Below are 17,369 nucleotides of genomic sequence, written 5' to 3'. Positions count from 1 at the left end.
TCGGGAGCGGATCAGCTATGCAATAAAGTGCAGAGTGGCTGTATGGTTCCGGTCGCTGGCGCCCGATCAGAACTCCATGTCGAGCTCTTCAATCTCCTCCGGCTCCTCGGCGGCCGCTTCCGCCCATTCCGCCATCAGGGGCCAGCGCAGGATCGTGTCGCGATAGGCGCCCGCGCGCGGCGGCAGCGCCACGTCGTAGGTACGGAAGCGCGTGCAGACGGGGGCATACATCGCGTCGGCCAGCGTCGGACGCTCGCCGAACAGGAAGGGGCCGTCGTAGCGGGCGAGGCAGTCGTCGAAGATCGTGACGATGCGCTCGATGTCGCCCCGGGCGCCGTTGAAGATCGGGAAGTTCGGGTGGAAGGCCTTCAGGTTCATCGGCAGGGCCGAGCGCAGGTTGATGAAGCCGCCGTGCATCTCGCCCGCGATGGAGCGGCAATGGGCGCGCGCGGCGGGGTCCTTGGGCAGGAAGCCTGCTTCGGGGAAGGTCTCGTTGAGGTACTGCGCGATGGCGAGCGTGTCCCAGACCACGATGCCCTCGTGGCGCAGGCGGGGCACGAGGAACGAGGGCGAGAGGTGGAGCAGCTCGGCCCGGCTTGCGGCGTCGTCGCCGGCCAGGATCTCGGTCGCGAAGTCGAGCCCGGCCATCCGGCAGATCAGCCAGCCGCGCAGCGACCAGGACGAGTAGTTGCGGCTGGAGATCGTCAGCGTGGCCGTCATGACCGTGCCTCCCGGATGATCGGTTCTTTCCGATTCGCCGCATCCAAGACTCGTGCCGAACCGGCCGCGGAGGCAAGCGGGGCGGGTGCGTTGCGCAGAGATGTCGCGGATTCCAAAGGTCGAGACCTTTGGCGGGTGCAGGGTGGAACCCTGCATTTGGCCCGTCGGCCCCGGCAAAGCCGGGACCGGCGAGCCAATCCCGGGGCTGCGCGCCCCGGGACCCCGCCCAAGGGGCAAGCCCCTTGGGGATCCCAGGATCAGTCCCGCTTGAGCAGCGCGGCGACTTCCGCCTCCTCGGCGGGGCTCAGGCCGCGCTCCGGCGCGGGCGCCCGGCGGCGGGCGAGGCGCCAGATGCCGAAGCCGCCGAGCAGCACGGCGAGCAGCGGCGTCGCCCAGAGCAGCAGCGTGTGCAGCCCGAAGACCGGGCGCAGCAGCACGAACTCGCCGTAGCGGCGCACGATGAAGTCCTCGGCCTGCTGGTTGGTGTCGCCGGCCTTCAGCCGGTCGCGCACCAGCACGCGCAGGTCCTTGGCGAGCGGCGCGTCGGAATCGTCGATCGACTGGTTCTGGCAGACGAGGCAGCGCAGGCCCGCCGAGATCTCGCGGGCGCGGTGCTCCAGGGCGGGGTCCGGCAGGACCTCGTTCGGCTGCACGGCGCGCGCCGGGCCGGCGGCGAGAAACGCCGCGAGCAGGAGGGCCGCGCGCCTCATTCGGCCGGCACCGCGTTGGGCACGGGCTTGGCCTTCGCCCGCACCGGCGCGCCGACGCGCATGCGCCGGTCGGTGAGCGAGACGCCGCCGCCGAGCGCCATGATCACGGCGCCGATCCAGATCAGCAGCACGAAGGGCTTGTAGTAGAGGCGCAGGCCCACGCCGTCCGGCTGGATCTCGCCGAGGCTGGCGTAGACTTGGCTCGCGCCGACCGTGAGCAGGCCCGATTCCGTCACCGCCATCTGCCGGCTCGGGTAGAAGCGCTTGCCGGTATCGACATGGCCGACCACGTCGCCCGCCGCGGTGCGGATGGTCAGGAAGGCCGCGGTCTCCTCGTAGTTCGGGCCGGGCCGGGGCGCGACCCGGTCGAGGGTGGCGACGTAGGGACCGGCGGCCAGCGTGCCGCCGGGCTTCAGCGTGGCCAACCCCTCGGTCGCCCACCCTTGCGCGGCGATGCCCAGCACCGCGACGCCGACGCCCGCATGCGCCAGGGCCGTGCCCCAGGCCGAGCGCGGCAGGCCGGTGGCGCGCCGCCAGATCAGGCCGGCGCCGCGCACCCGGTTCGAGCCGTAGCCGCGGGCGCGCGCGACGATCTCGAGCGCGGAGCCGACGATCAGGTAGGCGCCGAGCCCGACGCCGACGGGAGCGAGCACCGGCCCGCCCCAGGTCAGCGCCAGCGCCGCGAGCCCGACCACGAGGGCGGCGGCCAGCGCGGCGAACAGGCGCTGGCTCGCGGCCAGCACGTCGCCGCGCTTCCAGGCGAGTGCCTGCCCGAAGGGCACGATCAGCAGGAGCGGGATCGCGAGCGGGATGAAGGTGGCGTTGAAGAAGGGCGGCCCGACCGAGATCTTCTCGCCGGTCAGCATCTCCAGGAGCAGCGGGTAGAGCGTGCCGACGAAGACGGTGGCGCAGGCGGCGACCAGGAACAGGTTGTTGAGGACGAGGCTGCCCTCGCGGGAGATCGGCGCGAACAGGCCGCCCTGGCGCAGCAGCGGCGCGCGCCACGCGAACAGCGTCAGCGAGCCGCCGATGAACAGGACGAGGATCGCCAGGATGAAGACGCCGCGGGTCGGATCGACCGCGAAGGAGTGGACCGAGGTCAGCACGCCCGAGCGCACGATGAAGGTGCCGAGCAGCGAGAGCGAGAAGGTGAGGATGGCGAGGAGCACCGTCCAGACCTTCAGGGCGTCGCGCTTCTCCATCACGACGGTGGAGTGCACGAGCGCCGTGCCGGCGATCCAGGGCATCAGCGAGGCGTTCTCGACCGGGTCCCAGAACCACCAGCCGCCCCAGCCGAGCTCGTAATAGGCCCAGTACGAACCCATCGCGATGCCGAGCGTCAGGAAGCTCCAGGCGGTCAGCGTCCAGGGCCGCACGGCACGTGCCCAGACCGCGTCGATGCGCCCGTCGATCAGCGCGGCGACCGCGAACGCGAAAGTGATCGAGAAGCCGACATAGCCGACATAGAGCAGCGGCGGGTGGATCGCGAGGCCGGGATCCTGCAGCAGCGGGTTGAGATCGTTGCCCTCGAGCGGCGCGGGCACGGCGCGCGTGAACGGGTTCGAGGTCGTGATCAGGAAGAGCACGAACACGAAGGTGATGAAGCCCTGGACGCCCAGCGTGTTGGCGCGCAGCACCGGCGGCACGGCGTTCTTCGCCACCGCCACCAGGGCGCCGAACAGGGTGAGGATCAGGATCCAGAGGAGCATCGAGCCCTCGTGGTTCCCCCAGACGCCGGAGAGCTTGTAGATGAAGGGCTTGGCCGTGTGCGAGTTCTGCACCACGTTCAGGACCGAGAAGTCCGAGGTGGCGTGCGCGTAGGTCAGCGCCGCGAAGGCGAAGAGGATGCAGGCGAAGCTGCCGAGCGCGGCCTGCACGGCGACCTGCCGCAGCGCGGGCTCGCGCGCGCGGGCGGCCCAGAGCGGCATCACCGCCTGGACGAGGGAGAGCGCCAGCGCCAGCGCCAGCGCGAAGTGACCGGTCTCGACGAGCACAGTTCGGGGTGATCCTCTCGCTTCGTCCTCTAGCGCTCGCTGCGCGGACCGAGCGTCCTGTCGGTGCTCGTGGTCGCCTGCGGGGCGGCCTTCGCGTCTGGGGTAGCCTTCGCCCCGCCCTCCTGCCAGCGCCCCTGCGCCTTGAGCGCGTCGGCGACCTCGCGCGGCATGTAGGATTCGTCGTGCTTGGCCAGCACCGTGTCGGCCCGGAACAGGCCGCCGGGCTCGAGCCGCCCCTCCGCCACCACGCCCTGTCCCTCGCGGAACAGGTCGGGCAGCAGCCCCTTGTAGTGTACCGGCACCGTCGCGTTGGTGTCGGTGACCTTGAAATCGACCGTCTGGTCGGGCCCGCGCCGGACCGAGCCCGCCTCGATAAGGCCGCCGAGGCGGAAGCGCACGCCCGGGCCCACGCCCTGCGCCGCGACCTCCGAAGGCGAGCGGAAGAACACGATCGACCCGCTCATCGCCGTGAGGATCAGGCCGACGGCCAGCACGAGCACGCCGCCGCAGACGCAGATCAGGACCAGGCGGCGTCTCTTGCGCGTCACGGCGGCTTCGTCCCCTCGCGTGGCCGGGTGCCGACGGGGCCGCGGAGCCCGGCACGGCCCTGGCCGTTCTGAATTGCTCCCGACGGTGTCGGCCCCGGCGCTGCCCGGGTCAAGTCCGGGAGCCGGGACCGATTGTCAGGGGGAGGGGGCCGCTTCGAGCCGGTCAGGGCTTGCCGCGGCCCGGGAGGCCCAGTTCCTTGGCGAGCCCGTCGAGCTGCACGCTGGCCCCGGAATCGGCGGCGAGCGCCATGCGGGCGCGCTCAAGGGCCTGGGCGGCGTGGTCGCGGTCGCCGAGCGCGCTGTAGGAGCGCACGAGCCGCATCCACTCCTCGGCGCTGCCGCCCTTGGCGGCGAGGCGCCGGTCGAGGCCCGCGACCATGGCGCGGATCGCCGCGTCGCGCTCGGCCGGCGGCATCGCGGTGACGGCGGCGATGGCGGATTCCGTGTCCGCCCGCGCGGCGGGCTCCGGCGCCGCGGCGCGCGATCCCAGCTCGCGCGCGCCCGCTTCCAGGCGCTCCAGCGCGGCCGGGTCGTCCTTCAGGGCCTTCCTGGCGCGCTCCAGCGCCTCGTGGGCCCGGTCGCCCTCGCCCAGCACGGCGCGGGAGCGGGCGAGGCGCAGCCACTCCTCCGGCGTGCCGCCCGTCTCGGAGAGGCGCCGGTCGAGCCCGTCCACCATGCCGCGGATCGCCGCCTGCTGATCCTCGGGGCGGGGGCCCTTCGGCGCGGCGGCCTCCTTCGGGGGCGCCGGCTCGCCCCTGAGGCGGGCGAGGCTCTCGCGCACGAGGCCGAGCCAGGGCGCGTCGGCGGGGCTCGCCGCCTCGATCGCGTCGAGCTGGCGGATCGCCTCGCCCGTGTCGCCCGCCTGCTCGGCGGCGCGGGCGAGGTAGAAGCGGGGCTTCGGCGTGTTCGGATCGAGGGCGACCGCCCGCTCGAAGATCGGCTTGGCCTCCGCGGGCACGGTGCCGTTGGCGGCCGCCACCAGCGCCTCGCCCCAGTCGGAGAGGGTGGCGGGCGTCTCGCCCTTGAGCCGGGCCACCGCCTCGTAGGCATGGGCGGCGTCCGCGAAGCGGCCGAGCCGCATGTAGACGGGGGCGAGCACCGCCCAGCCGCGCGCGTCGCCGGGATCGCTCGCGAGCTTCGCCTCGATCTGGCCGATCGCCTTCATCAGGTCCTGGTTGCCGGCCTGCTGGGCCTGGCGCTCGGCCTGGGTCTGGGCGGGCAGGTCGGGCGAGCCGTAGAGCCCGTAGGCCAGCAGCGCGACGAGGGGGATGGTGGAGAGCGCGAAGGCGGAGGCCGCGCGGCGCTGGCGCAGGCGCGGCTCGGCCACGCCCGGGTCGTCGCCCGCCTGCGAGGCCCGGTTGGCGCGCAGCAGCCGGCGGGCGGCCTCGGTGCGGGCGGCCTCGGCCTCCTCGGGCGCGATCAGGCCGCGGGCGAGATCCCGCTCGATCTCGGCGAGCTGGTCCTCGTAGAAGCCGGTCTCGGTGGTCGCGGCGCCCGCCTCGCCCTGCCCGGTGCGGATGCGCCGGGACATCGGCCAGAGCAGCGCGAGCACCGCCGCGGCGGTCATGCCCGCCAGTATGAACCAGATCGGCGTCATCGGACCCTGTCGATCGGGCCCGGACCGGACCTCTCGTCCAAGGGTACGTACGATCGGGTGGGCCCCGGCACGATCCCCTGTTCTGGCGGCACGGTGTCACGCAAGTTCGGCCCCATGACAAGAGCGGGGCCTTGGCGGGGCTGCCGTCGGGGACCCGCCGGGGCCCCGCGCACAGAGCCTGTTGGACCGGCGTTCGAAAGGATCTCCGCCCCTTTTCCCGGACGCCTGAAGCGTCAGCGGAAGGTGATCCGGGACCCAGCACAAGGAGATGCGGAGCGTCCGAACCCTGCGCCGGTGCCAAGGATCGCGCCGCTTCGCGGCCCTTCATCGTCTGGGTCCCGGATCACCCTCCGCTGACGCTCCGGGCGTCCGGGAAAGAGGTGGTTCACGCTCTCGTCGGGGCTGCGATGCGGTCAAACAGGCTGTCAGTGGGTCGCGGCGCCGGCCGGCGCGTCGCCCGGCACCTCCAGCACGGCGCGCAGGCCGCCGAGTCCCGCCTCCTCGAGGCTGAAGCGCCCGCGGTAGAGGGCGGCCAGATCCGCGACGATCGACAGCCCGAGGCCCGAGCCCGGCTTCGACTCGTCGAGGCGCCGACCCCGTCCAAGCACCGCCTTGCGGGCGTCGGGCGGCAGGCCCGGCCCGTCGTCCTCGATCGAGAGGAGGAGATGGGGGTAGTCGTCCGTGTCCACCGCCTCGGCCCGGATCGCGACGCGGCCGTGCGCCCATTTCGAGGCGTTGTCGACGAGGTTGCCCACCATCTCCTCGAAATCCTGGCGCTCGCCCCGGAAGCGCAGGCCCGGCGGCACGTGGACCTCGTAGGCGATGTCCTTGTCGCGGTAGATCTTGCCGAAGGTGCGCACCAGCCCGGCCAGCGCCGGCTCGACCTCCGTCGAGGTGCCGAGCGTGCCCGCGAGCGCGGCGGCGCGCGCCCGGTCGAGGTGGTAGTTCACTTGGTCGCGCATCACCGCGGCCTGCTCGCGGATCTTCTGGGAGAGGTCCTCCGGCGCGTCGGCGGCGCCGACCTCGTTCACGATGATCGAGAGCGGGGTCTTGAGCGCGTGGGCGAGGTTGCCGACCTGGGTGCGGGCGCGCTCCAGGATCTCCCGGTTGGTCTCGATCAGGAGGTTGATCTCGCCCGCGAGCGGCGCGATGTCGCTGGGGTACGAGCCGGTGATCCGGTCGGCCTCGCCGCGCCGCACGGTGCCGAGCGCGGCGCGCATCTTCTTGAGCGGCAGCAGGCCGAAGCGGATCTGCAGCAGGGTGGTGATCGCGAGTGAGAGCCCGAGCAGCCCGAAGGTGACGTAGAGGGAGAAGCGGAAGCGATCGACGTCGTTGACGATCTCGTCGGCCGGGCCCGCCACCCGCACGGTGTAGCGCCCCTCCTCGCCGAGATCGACGTCGCGCTCGATGATGCGGAGCTGCCGGTCGTCCTGGGCCCGGCCGTAGCCCTGGCGGATCTGGCCGACGCCCGCCTTGTTGTCCGGGTCGGTCGCGGGCTTCAGGGGCACGCCGACGAGCGAGCGCGAGGTGCGCAGGTCCCGCGGGCGCGCGTCCGGCCGCCCGACCTGCCAGTACCAGCCCGAGAGCGGCAGGTCGAAGCGCGGGTCGCCGAGCGAGAAGGAGCGGCTCTCCGGGTCGGCCGGCGAGACGAGGTCGGTGGCGAGGTTGTTGGCGAAGACGAGGAGCCGGCTGTCGAAGGCGCGCTCGGTGTTCTCCCGGTAGAGCGTCGTCAGGATCCAGGCCGCGATCAGGAGGATCGCCGAGGAGGCCAGGAAGGCCGAGACGGCAAGCCGCACCGCGATCGAGCGGCGGCGCAGGGAGAGGAACCGGAGGAGGGCGGTCATGGGCTACGGCGTTCGAGGCCGGGTGTCCCGGCGCGGGGAAGGATAGAGCACGCCGGCATTTTCCGGGGATTTGCGGCGTCCGTAGCGCTCAACCGGACCCCGTCTCACACCCGCGCAGGCGGCTGGTTCGGGTCCACCAAGTACCCCAGCCCCCGCACGGTCTGGATCAGGTCCACGGCGAGCTTCTTGCGGAGCCGTCCGACGAAGACCTCGATCGTGTTCGAGTCCCGGTCGAAATCCTGGTCGTAGAGGTGCTCGGTCAGCTCGGCGCGGGAGACCACGCGGCCGGTATGGTGCATCAGGTAGGAGAGCAGCCGGTACTCGTGGCTCGTCAGCTTCACCTGGGCGCCGTCCACGAAGACCTTGCCGGAGCGCGTGTCGAGGGTGACCGGCCCGCAGGCGATCTGGCTGGAGGCGTGGCCGGCGGCGCGGCGCAGCAGCGCCCGCACGCGGGCGAGCAGCTCCTCCATGTGGAAGGGTTTCGTCACGTAGTCGTCCGCGCCCGCGTCGAAGCCGTCGACCTTGTCCGACCAGCGGTCGCGCGCGGTGAGGATGATAACGGGGGTCTTCACGCCCGCGCGGCGCCACTTCTGCAGCACGCTGACGCCGTCGGCCTTGGGCAGGCCCATGTCGAGGATGATCGCGTCGTAGGGCTCGCTCTCGCCGAGATAGCCGCCCTCCTCGCCGTCATAGGCCTTGTCGGCGACGTAGCCGGCCTCCTCCAGGGCGGCGACGACCTGCCGGTTGATGTCCTTGTCATCCTCCACGACGAGCAGGCGCACGACGCAACTCCCTCAAGTCTTGGACCGCGAACTAGTATTGTCCCGCGACCCGGCCGGTCTTGGCATCCACCATCACGTGCACGAAATGCCCGTCCCGGCGCAAGGCGGTGAGCATGTAGACGAGCCCGTCCTCGTGCCGGCACAGGCTGGCGCGCTGGATCTCGGCCCGCGGGATCACCGTGCGGGCGGCGCGGATCGCCGCCACCGGCTCGATCACGCGCTTCTCCGAGACCTCCTCGCGCAGGTCCGCGGCCGAGAGGCAGGCATCGAGCCGCGGGGCTGGGCCGGACGAGGCCTGGGCGAGGCGCGGGGCGTTCTCGTCGGGCTCCTCGGCCATCGTGCCCGGGCCGCCCGCGACGAGCGCCGCCGCGGTCAGGCTCAGTGCGAGAAGGGCGAGGGCGTGGCGCATGGGCAGGACTTGTGGTCCGGGGGCACTGAATGCGCCCTGAATATCACCGCCGGGCACCGCTGCCGACCGCGCTCCGGGCGGGGCGGCCGCGCCGGGCGCGCGGTCCTCGGGGCTGGGGGCGGGTCGTTTCGTCATGGTCGGCGCGAAGGGTGGCGCGGGCGGGGCCGGAGCGGGGATGGCAGGCTCTTACACGCGAGCGCCGCCGCGGTTCCCGCGGCGCGGCCGGGCCGCGTGCGGGCTCGACGCGGATCTCAGCGGCGGCAGACCGGGTCGGCGATCCGATTCGGGGCCGGGTCCGCGCGGTGGCGGGCCCCGGCCGTGTAGGAGGCGACGCCGCAGGTGGCCAGGAACAGCCCGGCTCCGAGGAGGCGCCCGAGATGGGCCAGCCGGTGCCCGAGGGCCCGGCGCGTCGCGCGCGCGCTCATCGCAGGTCTCCCCGAAGCAGGCGCCAGACCTGGCGCACGACCGGCAGCCGGTCGATCCCGAACTGGGCGAGCGCGAAGCCCGCCAGCGTGACCGCCACCGCGGCGTTGCGCACCCGGCGGTAGAAGCGGGCGAGCGCCCGGTGCTCGATGCGGGCGTCGATCAACTCGTCGAGCGCGGCGAGCCGGTCGGGGTTCTGGCGGCGGATGAAGCTGCGCCATTCCGTGCCGAAGCGGACGACGAGGCGGTCCTCCTCGGGCTCGTCCCCGTGGGCGCGCCGGACGAGGCTCTCGCCGAGCCCGTCGGCGGGCGGGGGCAGGGCGCGCCCGACCTCCTGGCCGAGCGCGTCGAGGGCCGCCCGGCGGCAGGCGGGGCCCGGGGGCGTCGCGCGGCGTTCTGGGCGTGACATGCATGACGCTCCTCAATGACGCTCCTCAATGACGCTCCTCAATGGCGCTCCTCCGGGCCGGTCCGTCGTCAGCGTCGGCGCGCCGCGCGCCCGACCGCGTCCAGGGCGGGCGCCAGGGTGTTGGCGGCCGTGGCGCCCTCCTCGAGGTCGAGGCGGCGGAACACCCGCTCGGCCAGCCCCGGCAGGCCGCCGGCCGCCCGGATCACGAAGCCCGGCACCTCGTCGGCGGCCCGCTGCACGGCCGCGGCGATCACCGCCGAGCCCACCGGCACGGTCAGCACCCGTCCCTTGGCGGCGCCCGCGACGGCGTTGAGGGCGTAGTCGGTGACGCGGGCAACCATGCCCTCGACCATCCCGCGCGAGACGACGTAGCCGAGGAGCGGCGCGAAGCGGGCGATCAGGCCCGTGACGAGGGCGATGAGCATCGGCGAGAGCACCGCCTGCAGCGTCTGGGCGAGGGCGACGAGCCAGTCGCCCCAGGGCAGGATCACGGCGGCGTCGGCCGCCAGGGCGGTCCCCGGCGGGAGGGTGAGGCAGGCGAGCGCGGTCGCCGCGAGCGTGAGCGTGCGGGGCATGGGAATCCTCAGGTGTCGCAGGTTGCGCGGCAGACCCGGCCGGCTCGGGAGAGGCGTCAGGCGCGGCGTGGGCCGGCCCGGAGGGCGTCGAGCCGGGCCAGGAGGCGCGCCAGCGGGCCGGGCGGTGCGACGACCGGCCGGATGGCGGGCGTCGGCACCGCGGCATCCGGCACGGCCGCGACCGGGCGGGCGCCCGCCACCGGCCGGGGCAACCCGCGCGCGTAGGGGGTGACGAGCTGCTCGGCCTCCGCCGCGCGCCGGCCGCGGATCGCGGCGGGCCTGTCCCACCAGAGCAGGGCCGCGCGGGCGCCCGCGAGGTCGCCCGCGTTGAGCCGCTTCAGGAAGGTCGCGCGGGTGAACGCCGCCGGGCCGATGTTGAAGCAGACCGAGACCAGGGCGTCGAAGGCGTGCTGGCCCACCGGGACCGCGAGGCCCGCCCGCACGGCCGCGACGTAGGCCGCGACGTCGCGCGAGAAGATCGCGTCGCACTCCGCCGCCGTGATGGTCAGGCCCGGCACGACCCGCGGCGGCCCGGCCGCGGAGGTGTGGCCGATGCCGATGGTCCAGACGCCGACGCTGTCGCGGTAGGCGGCCAGCCGCCGGCCCTCGCGCGCGACGAGGACGGCCTCGCCGACGGGGCTGAGATCCATGGGTTCCCTCCGGGGTGTCAGGGCAGCTGGGCGCCGTGGAAGGCGGAATCGGCCGCCGCCGCGTAGCCGTCGGCGCCGGTGAAGCGGGCGAAGACCTCGACCCACTCGCCGGCCGCCAGCGGCAGCACGGCGTCGATGAGGAGCCCGCTCACGCCGTCCGCGAGGGGCCCCGCGGCGGCGGACCGGCCGCGTCCGGCGGGGGCGCCGCCGCGGTACAGCCGCGCCTCGAACAGGCTCGGCTGGCTCGTGCCGTTGCGCCGGTAGGTCAGGGCCGCGCCGAGCCGGTAGAGCCCCGCTTCCGGCGCGACGAAGCGGTTCTGGCCTGCCCGGAAGGCGCCCTGGTCGTTGCTGTCGGCCTCGTTGAAGGCGATCCTGGTCCAGGCGCCGGCCGGGATGTAGTTGTCGTAGTTCGTGCGGGCGGAGAACTTCGCGAGGTTGGCGATGCGCGCCCACTTCGCGCCGTCGAACCATTTCAGCGCGCCCGCGCTGCTGTTGACCGCGATCTGCCCGAGCGCGCCGCCCGCGGGGTCGGCGGAGGCCGGCACGAGGGTCAGTGCCGAGAAGCGCGCGGCGGCCGGCTCGGCGGTGCCGACCGGGGTGCCGTCGAGCCCCGCAGGGAGGCGCACGCGCCCGCTTCCCGCCGCGACGCTGAGAGCCGTGACGAAGGCGGCGCCGTCCCCCGAGACCTTCAGCGCGAGGTCGTCGCCTCCAAGGAGGCCGAAGAGCGCGCGGGCCGAGAACCCGGTCTGGAAGCTCAGCGCGGCGTCGCGTCCCGCCGCCCGCCGGTTCAGCGCGAGGCGGATGTCGCCCGCCTCGGGCTTCGTCTCGTCCCAGGAGAACAGGGCGCCGTCCGCCTTCACGGCGAGGCGGTTCTCCGCGTCCGGCACCGCGTTGACGCCGAGGCCGGCGAGGTTCCGCAAGCTGCGCAGGGTCGCGGCGAGCGGGATCCAGCCCGCTCCGGTGAACAGGTAGGCCTCGCCCTCGTCCACGAGCCAGGCGAGCCAGCCGGGCCGGGGCACGAGCCCGATCCAGACGCCGCCCTGGAAGCAGGCGACCTGACCCGCGAGGCCCGTCCAGGCCCCGCCGGGATCGTCCGGCACGAGGTAGCGGTCGCCCTCCGCGGGGCTCGGCGGCGGGGCGGGGCGGTCCTTGTCGAGGCAGGCGATCTGCACCAGGGCATCGAGGAGGGCCAGCGCCTCGTTGTGGGTGACGTGCTTCTGCGCCTGCGCCGCCGCGATCAGCGGCAGCGCAAGGTTGCGGGTGGTGGACATCGGGGGGCTCCTGGGGATGATCGGGCGCTTGAGGGCCGGCGCCGACTTCCGCGCCGCGTTCCGGCGACGCGCCTCCCTCTCCCCTCTGCGGGAGAGGGTAGGCCGGCCGTGAGGCCGGGTCGGGTGAGGGGAGCGACGGTGCCGGATGGCGCTCGGCATCGACGCTGAGCCTGTGCCAGCAGCGTGGTTCCCCTCACCCGACCCGCTTCGCGGGCCACCCTCCCCCGCAGAGGGGGGAGGGGAAGCGCACGGGCGTCAGCCCATGCGCACCGGCACCCGCGCCCGGCACGCCTCCCCCGGCCCGGCGAGCGCACCGACCTGCGCCACCGCGACCGTGATCGCCGTCTGCGAGGTGCCGAAATCCGCGATCTCGTCGGCCGCCGCGTAGAGCAGGGCCGGCTCCGCAGTCGCGGTCTCGCGCAACACCCGCCCGTCGGCCCCGAGGATCGCGACGCGGTAGGCCTCCGGCTCGTCCAGCGGGATCTCGGCGGGCTCCCAGCCGTCGGCGGCGCGGCGCGCCCGGCGGATCCAGGTGAGGCGGATGCCCGCCGCCTCCCGCCGCGCCCGGAGATGCACCGGAGCGGGCGGCCGGAACGCGCCGAGCCCCGCGCTCGCCGAGACCTCCGCGAAGGCCGGGTCGCCGGGGTCGCGCGCGGCCGGGCCGATCCGGTAGCGGAAGGCCCGGCCCGCCTCGTCGAGGCGGTCGACCAGCGGCACCACGGCGCCGCCGTCGAGGCGCACGATCAGGCTGCCCGCGGGCGCCCCCCGGGCGGCGGCCGCCTCGCTGTTGCCGAGCCCGCGCAGCATCCGGGCGAGCCGCCAGGTCTCGGGTCCCGTCAGGGTGGCGAGCGCCGCCGATAGGATCTCGACCGTGCCGTCCGGCGCCACCACCGCGAAGGTGTTGCCGCCGGAAAGCCACGCGGCCTCGTCGAGGCTCGCCAGCGCGCCCGCGTGGCGCAGCGTGACGTCGAGCCGCGCCGCCCGGTCGATGCGCCAGAGGGGGCCGGGCGGGAGGGCCGAGAGCGTGCGGCCGAGGCAGGCCGGATGGTCGAGGATGCGGTGCAGGGCGAGCGGGCCGTCCGCGCCCGCGCCGCGCCAGACCGCGACCGCGCCGGGCCAGGGATCGGCCGCGACGGCGAGCCATTGCAGGGCGGCGGGCTCGGCCCCCTCCGCCGGCAGGTCGAGCACAGCGCAGAAGGGCGGGCCCGGCAGCGCCGGGGGCGGGACGCTGCCGCCGACGCGCACGGGCGCGCGCCGGGCGGGGCCCGGCCCGTGCAGCGGCACGCCCCGGGTCTCGATGCGGCGCCCCGCCGGGCCGTCGTCGATGCGGGTGACGCGCTGGAGCGCGGGCCCGCCCGCCCGCGCGGCGGGCAGCGCTACGAGGTCTCCGGGCTCCAGCGCGACGAGGCGGGGGCTCAGCGCGAAGCGGGCGGTGTCGCGGCCCGCGATGGCGCGGTCGAGCAGCGCCTCGGCCAGCGCCTCCGCGCTCGCGCGCCGGGTGACGAGGGCCGCCTCGACCCGGCTCTCCCGGCGCCGCCCGCCGGCCGGCCGCGCCGCCGCCGCGTTGGCGCGCCGGTAGCCCGCGCTCTCCGAATCGGTGAAGCCGAACTCGACGCTGCGGGGCAGGGCGCTGTCCTCGGCCCGCACCTGGGCGAGCGGCGCCTCGGTCCCGGAGGCGCGCACGAGGTCGTCCTCGGCCAGCACCAGGGCGGTCTCGCGGCGCGGGCCCCGCAGGCGCAAGGTGCCGGCCACCGCCGAGACGTCGAGCCCGTAGAGTTGGGCCAGCGGCTCGAGCGCGGCGCGCGCCGAGAGCGGCCGGTCGATGACGTAGCCGTCGAGGAAGGCCGCCGCCTCGATCCGGGCGGGCGCGTCCACGCCGAGGTCGGCCAGGATCGCCGCGACCAGCCGGTCGAGGTCGCAGCCCTCGATGCGGCCGGTGATCCAGTGCCCGACCCGCCAGTTGCCGGTATCGGCCCAGACCGCGTCGGTCTCCGGGAAGGCCGGGAAGGGCCGCGCGTCCCAGGCCCAGACGAAGATCGCGGCCGGATCGACCATGCGCCCGCCGTAGACCGGCGAGACCGGGTTGTGCGCCTCGGAGAAACCCGGCGCGGCCGGGTCGAAGCGGGTCAGGATCGCCTCCAGCCCGCGCAGCTGGATCAGCGCGTCGCGCGCGCCCGTCGAGCCCGGCGGGGCGGCGCTCTCGGAGGATTTCGGGTCGGGGAAGACGTTCGGGCCGTTGGTGCCCTTGTCCACCGCCGGCACGCCGATCTCGGTGAGCCAGATCGGCTTGGAGCAGGGCAGCCAGGGACTCGCCCCGGACTCGACGCCGCCCGTCCGCTCGACATGCGCGTTCGACCACCAGCCGACGAGGTCCTTGGCCCGGTAGAGCCACGGCTTCCCGTAGGCGCCGTCCGTGATCGGAGCGCGGGCCTGCGCGGCGCGCGCCCGCGCGTCGGGATAGTACCAGTCGAAGGCCTCGCCGCGGCCGCAGGCCTCGGTGAGGTAGGCGCGGTCGTAGATCGTGTCGGCGAGGTCCGCGTCGGCCTGGCCGGGCGCGTCGCGCCAGTCGGTGAGCGGCGGGTAGTAGTCGATGCCCACCGCCGCGATGTTCGGGTCGGCGAAGAGCGGGTCGAGGGGGAAGCGGATCCAGGCGCCCCCCTCGCGGACATGGGCGCCGTACTCGGTCCAGTCGGCGGCGTAGACCAGCGGCACGGCCGGGCCGAGGAGCGCCCGCGCGTCGGCCGCGAGGCTGCGGAGCGCCTCGACCGCCGGGTAGCCGGAGGCGCCCCGCACCCGGGTCAGGCCGACGAGCTCGCTGCCGATCACCAGCCCCGCGAGCGGCGTGCCCGCGGCGGCCCAGCCGGCGGCGAGCCCGGCGTAGTGCAGCACCTGCCGCCGGTAGCCCTCCGGCCCCGCGAAGAAGGCCGCGACCTGCGCCTCCGCCTCCGCGGTGCCGTCCGGGCTGCCGGGCTCGCCCGGGGCCGGGTGGCAGGTGATGCGCCCGCGCCAGGGATAGGGCGGCTGGGCGGGCGCGCCGCGCGGGTCCGGCAGGGCGTTGGCGTGGGGGATGTCCATCATCACGAAGGGGTAGAGCACCACCTCCAGGCCGCGCCGGGCCAGCTCCGCCACCAGCCGGGCGAGGCCCGCATCCGAGGGCGTGCCGCCGAAGGCCGGCGTGCCCTCGGGCGCCCGGCTCATCACGGCGGCGCCCGCGCGGGGGATGCCCGCCACCTGCCAGCGGTCGCCGGCCGTGGCCTTGCCCCCGTCCTCGACCTTCGGCACCACCCGGCACGCGCCCGCCCGCAGGTCGTCGCCGAACCACGAGACCACCACGGCGACGCGGGCGAGGTTGGGGCAGAGCGCCTGGAGCGCGTCGAGCGAGGCGACGACGTCGGTCGCGGCCTGGAGCTGGTGGCGGTTGGCGGGCCGCGTCCGCCCGAAGCCGAGATCGACCGTGACGAGGGCGGGGTCCAGCCCGAACTCGCTCGCCCCCGGGATCAGGTCGATCGCGCGCACCAGCGGCGCCAGCCCGTTGACCGGTCGCACCACCTCGAAGGCGAATTGTGGGATGCGGTTGCCGAAATCGGCGAGCGGCAATCCCTCGAACACCACGTAGGCGAGGCCCCGATAGGCGGGCGCGTTCTCCGCGCCCTCCTTGGCGACGACGAGCGGGTCCGGCGCCTGGTCCGCGCCGCCCCGGTGAACCCGCAGCGTCAGGCCGGTCTGGTCGAGCTCGCGCCCGTCCGCCCAGATCCGGCGCACGCAGGCGATCTCGCCCTCGCACAGGCCGACCGCGAGGTTGGCGAAGTAGGCGTAGGCGGTGCGGACCGTCTTCTGCCCGCCGCCGCCCTTGGCGCCGCTGCCGGCGCGCTCGACCGTGGTGTTGGCGACCTCAAGCGGCCGCGTCGCCCAGATCAGGGTGCCGCCGATGCGGGCGCGGCCGTAGACCCGCGGCACCGGATCGCCCTCGGTCGAGGTGAGGCCCGCGACGTCGGCGAGCCGCGGGCCCTCGACGTGGCGCGGGCCGGCCCGGCCGCCGAGCAGCGCCCCGTCGATCGCGCCCCCCGCCGCGGCGCCGAGCGCGCGCCCGACCACGCCGCCGATCGGCCCGCCGAGCGCGGTGCCGACGGCCGCCCCGGCCGTGGACAGGATCAGCGTGGCCATGGCGGCGCTCCGGCGATGGGGGACGGGATCGGCAGGACGGGGTCCACAAGACGGGATCGGCAGGACCGCTCGTGTCCGGAGGGGCCGGGGCGCGCGTCGGCACGATGCAGGATGGGCCGGTGCAAATACTGGCGCACGCCCATCAGGCTAAAGCCGGTGTTAACGCAGGATGTCGTACCGAGCCGGTACTCTCGATCTAGCGCCGGTTGCCTGCGATGGTCCTGCTCTCCAACGTGCGAATTTTGCACAAGATCGCGGCAGTCATTGCCCTGATCGGTGTCATCGTCGGTGGCTGCATCTGGCACGCGAGCGCGCGCATGGGCACGATCGGCGAGAGCTACGACCGCTTCATCGCCCACGACGCGCGGGCGGCGGCGAATGCGCGCCGGATCAACCGGCACATCTACGAGATGTACTACGCCGTCTACCGCACGATCGCGGAGACGGACGCCGAGCAGATCCGGCGGGCCTCGGCGCAGTTCGAGGCGGCCGCGCCGGGCCTGCGCCAGCTCTTCGGCGAGATCGCGGCCGACATGCCCAGCTTCGCCGGGCGGATCGAGGAGGTCCGCGCCGGGGCCGAGAGCTTCATGTCCAGCGTCTCGGAGGCGCGCTCGCTCGGCGAGGCGAACTTCAACGCGGAGGCGCTGGCCGTCATCCACCGGGACGTCGATCCGACCTTCGCGGCGCTCACCGGCAGCGCCTCGAAGCTCAGCGCCGACATCGCGGCCAGCATGGAGGCGGGCGCGCAGGGGCTGGCCGGCGACATCGCGGCGACGCGCCTCAGCCTGTGGCTCCTCACCGGGCTCGGGCTCCTGGCCGGCATCGTCGCGGCGGTGCTCGTCGCGATCCTCGGCATCAGCCGCCCGCTCGGCCGCCTCGTCGCGGTGCTGCAGCGGATGGCGCAGGGCGCGATCGACGCGGAGATCGCGGAGGCGCGGCGCGGGGACGAGATCGGCGCGGTCGGCCGCGCCGTCGAGGACATCAAGGCGATGGTGGCGCGGAAGGCCGCCGAGGAGGCCGAGGTCAGGCGCATCGCCGACGCGGCCGCCGCCGAGGCGCGCCGCCGCACCATGGTGGATCTCGCCGACGGCTTCGAGCGGGCGGTGGGCGGCATCGTCGGCACGGTCTCGTCGTCCGCGACCGAGCTGCAGGCCACCGCCCAGACCATGACGGCGACGGCCGCCGAGACGGCCGGGCTGTCGGCGACCACCGCGAGCGCGGCCGAGGAGGCGTCCACCAACGTCAACACCGTGGCGGCGGCGGCCGAGGAACT

15 protein-coding genes are annotated in these 17,369 nt (G+C 74.7%); 1 reads left to right on the top strand and 14 read right to left on the bottom strand.

The features are described from left to right. Positions 1-66 precede the first annotated feature (66 nt). The 14 genes from MFF56_RS29110 to MFF56_RS29045 form a co-directional block, all read right to left on the bottom strand. The gene (locus MFF56_RS29110) at positions 67-720 is read right to left on the bottom strand and encodes a glutathione S-transferase family protein (RefSeq protein ID WP_066921176.1); all 654 of its coding nucleotides are present in this window, start codon (positions 718-720) and stop codon (positions 67-69) included. A 257-nt stretch (positions 721-977) separates the two neighbouring features. Further along, entirely contained in the window at positions 978-1,430 is a 453-nt protein-coding gene (locus MFF56_RS29105; RefSeq protein WP_066921178.1) for a cytochrome c-type biogenesis protein, read from the bottom strand. Then, the gene (locus MFF56_RS29100) at positions 1,427-3,424 is read right to left on the bottom strand and encodes a heme lyase CcmF/NrfE family subunit (protein WP_066921180.1); all 1,998 of its coding nucleotides are present in this window, start codon (positions 3,422-3,424) and stop codon (positions 1,427-1,429) included. The genes MFF56_RS29105 and MFF56_RS29100 overlap by 4 nt, the downstream gene beginning before the upstream one ends. A 29-nt stretch (positions 3,425-3,453) precedes the next feature. Further along, positions 3,454-3,972, bottom strand: a complete 519-nt coding sequence (gene ccmE, locus MFF56_RS29095) for a cytochrome c maturation protein CcmE (RefSeq protein WP_066921182.1) — start codon at positions 3,970-3,972, stop codon at positions 3,454-3,456. Between the two features lie 163 nt (positions 3,973-4,135). Beyond that, positions 4,136-5,569, bottom strand: a complete 1,434-nt coding sequence (ccmI, locus tag MFF56_RS29090) for a c-type cytochrome biogenesis protein CcmI (RefSeq protein WP_238231939.1) — start codon at positions 5,567-5,569, stop codon at positions 4,136-4,138. A 425-nt stretch (positions 5,570-5,994) separates the two neighbouring features. Then, positions 5,995-7,413, bottom strand: a complete 1,419-nt coding sequence (locus MFF56_RS29085) for a sensor histidine kinase (protein ID WP_066924368.1) — start codon at positions 7,411-7,413, stop codon at positions 5,995-5,997. Between the two features lie 104 nt (positions 7,414-7,517). After that, positions 7,518-8,195, bottom strand: coding sequence for a response regulator transcription factor (locus MFF56_RS29080; protein WP_066924366.1), 678 nt, complete (start codon positions 8,193-8,195; stop codon positions 7,518-7,520). A gap of 31 nt (positions 8,196-8,226) precedes the next feature. Beyond that, the gene (locus tag MFF56_RS29075) at positions 8,227-8,604 is read right to left on the bottom strand and encodes a PepSY domain-containing protein (RefSeq protein WP_066924364.1); all 378 of its coding nucleotides are present in this window, start codon (positions 8,602-8,604) and stop codon (positions 8,227-8,229) included. Between the two features lie 251 nt (positions 8,605-8,855). Further along, complete coding sequence (locus tag MFF56_RS29070) at positions 8,856-9,029, bottom strand: hypothetical protein (RefSeq protein WP_238231938.1); 174 nt, start codon at positions 9,027-9,029, stop codon at positions 8,856-8,858. After that, positions 9,026-9,436 (bottom strand): hypothetical protein, encoded by a 411-nt coding sequence (locus MFF56_RS29065; protein WP_066924361.1) that lies wholly within the window; start codon positions 9,434-9,436, stop codon positions 9,026-9,028. Before MFF56_RS29065 ends, MFF56_RS29070 begins: the two co-directional genes overlap by 4 nt. Positions 9,437-9,504: 68 nt before the next feature. Then, positions 9,505-10,011, bottom strand: a complete 507-nt coding sequence (locus tag MFF56_RS29060) for a hypothetical protein (protein WP_238231937.1) — start codon at positions 10,009-10,011, stop codon at positions 9,505-9,507. A gap of 56 nt (positions 10,012-10,067) precedes the next feature. After that, positions 10,068-10,661: a lysozyme gene (locus MFF56_RS29055; RefSeq protein ID WP_066926768.1), complete on the bottom strand. Its 594-nt coding sequence runs from the start codon at positions 10,659-10,661 to the stop codon at positions 10,068-10,070. A 17-nt stretch (positions 10,662-10,678) separates the two neighbouring features. Next, positions 10,679-11,932, bottom strand: coding sequence for a DUF2793 domain-containing protein (locus tag MFF56_RS29050; protein WP_066926767.1), 1,254 nt, complete (start codon positions 11,930-11,932; stop codon positions 10,679-10,681). A 255-nt stretch (positions 11,933-12,187) separates the two neighbouring features. Next, complete coding sequence (locus MFF56_RS29045) at positions 12,188-16,096, bottom strand: baseplate multidomain protein megatron (RefSeq protein ID WP_238231935.1); 3,909 nt, start codon at positions 16,094-16,096, stop codon at positions 12,188-12,190. 317 nt (positions 16,097-16,413) lie between these two features. On the opposite strand from MFF56_RS29045, the gene MFF56_RS29040 reads away from it, so the two are divergent. Further along, positions 16,414-17,369 (top strand): HAMP domain-containing protein (locus MFF56_RS29040; protein WP_238231933.1); only part of this gene is annotated, 956 nt, incomplete at its 3' end.

The organism is Methylobacterium hispanicum, assembly GCF_022179285.1.
GTDB classification, from domain to species: Bacteria; Pseudomonadota; Alphaproteobacteria; order Rhizobiales; family Beijerinckiaceae; genus Methylobacterium; species Methylobacterium hispanicum.
This window is presented reverse-complemented; position numbering and strand designations above follow the sequence as displayed.

What these genes read in the sequence shown, in the direction of transcription:
- MFF56_RS29105 (WP_066921178.1), bottom strand. Translation starts at nt 1,430, where the DNA reads ATGAGGCGCGCGGCCCTCCTGCTCGCGGCGTTTCTCGCCGCCGGCCCG.
- MFF56_RS29085 (WP_066924368.1), bottom strand. Translation starts at nt 7,413, where the DNA reads ATGACCGCCCTCCTCCGGTTCCTCTCCCTGCGCCGCCGCTCGATCGCG.
- MFF56_RS29070 (WP_238231938.1), bottom strand. Translation starts at nt 9,029, where the DNA reads ATGAGCGCGCGCGCGACGCGCCGGGCCCTCGGGCACCGGCTGGCCCAT.
- MFF56_RS29060 (WP_238231937.1), bottom strand. Translation starts at nt 10,011, where the DNA reads ATGCCCCGCACGCTCACGCTCGCGGCGACCGCGCTCGCCTGCCTCACC.
- MFF56_RS29045 (WP_238231935.1), bottom strand. Translation starts at nt 16,096, where the DNA reads ATGGCCACGCTGATCCTGTCCACGGCCGGGGCGGCCGTCGGCACCGCG.
- MFF56_RS29110 (WP_066921176.1), bottom strand. Translation starts at nt 720, where the DNA reads ATGACGGCCACGCTGACGATCTCCAGCCGCAACTACTCGTCCTGGTCG.
- MFF56_RS29075 (WP_066924364.1), bottom strand. Translation starts at nt 8,604, where the DNA reads ATGCGCCACGCCCTCGCCCTTCTCGCACTGAGCCTGACCGCGGCGGCG.
- ccmI (WP_238231939.1), bottom strand. Translation starts at nt 5,569, where the DNA reads ATGACGCCGATCTGGTTCATACTGGCGGGCATGACCGCCGCGGCGGTG.
- MFF56_RS29065 (WP_066924361.1), bottom strand. Translation starts at nt 9,436, where the DNA reads ATGTCACGCCCAGAACGCCGCGCGACGCCCCCGGGCCCCGCCTGCCGC.
- MFF56_RS29050 (WP_066926767.1), bottom strand. Translation starts at nt 11,932, where the DNA reads ATGTCCACCACCCGCAACCTTGCGCTGCCGCTGATCGCGGCGGCGCAG.
- MFF56_RS29055 (WP_066926768.1), bottom strand. Translation starts at nt 10,661, where the DNA reads ATGGATCTCAGCCCCGTCGGCGAGGCCGTCCTCGTCGCGCGCGAGGGC.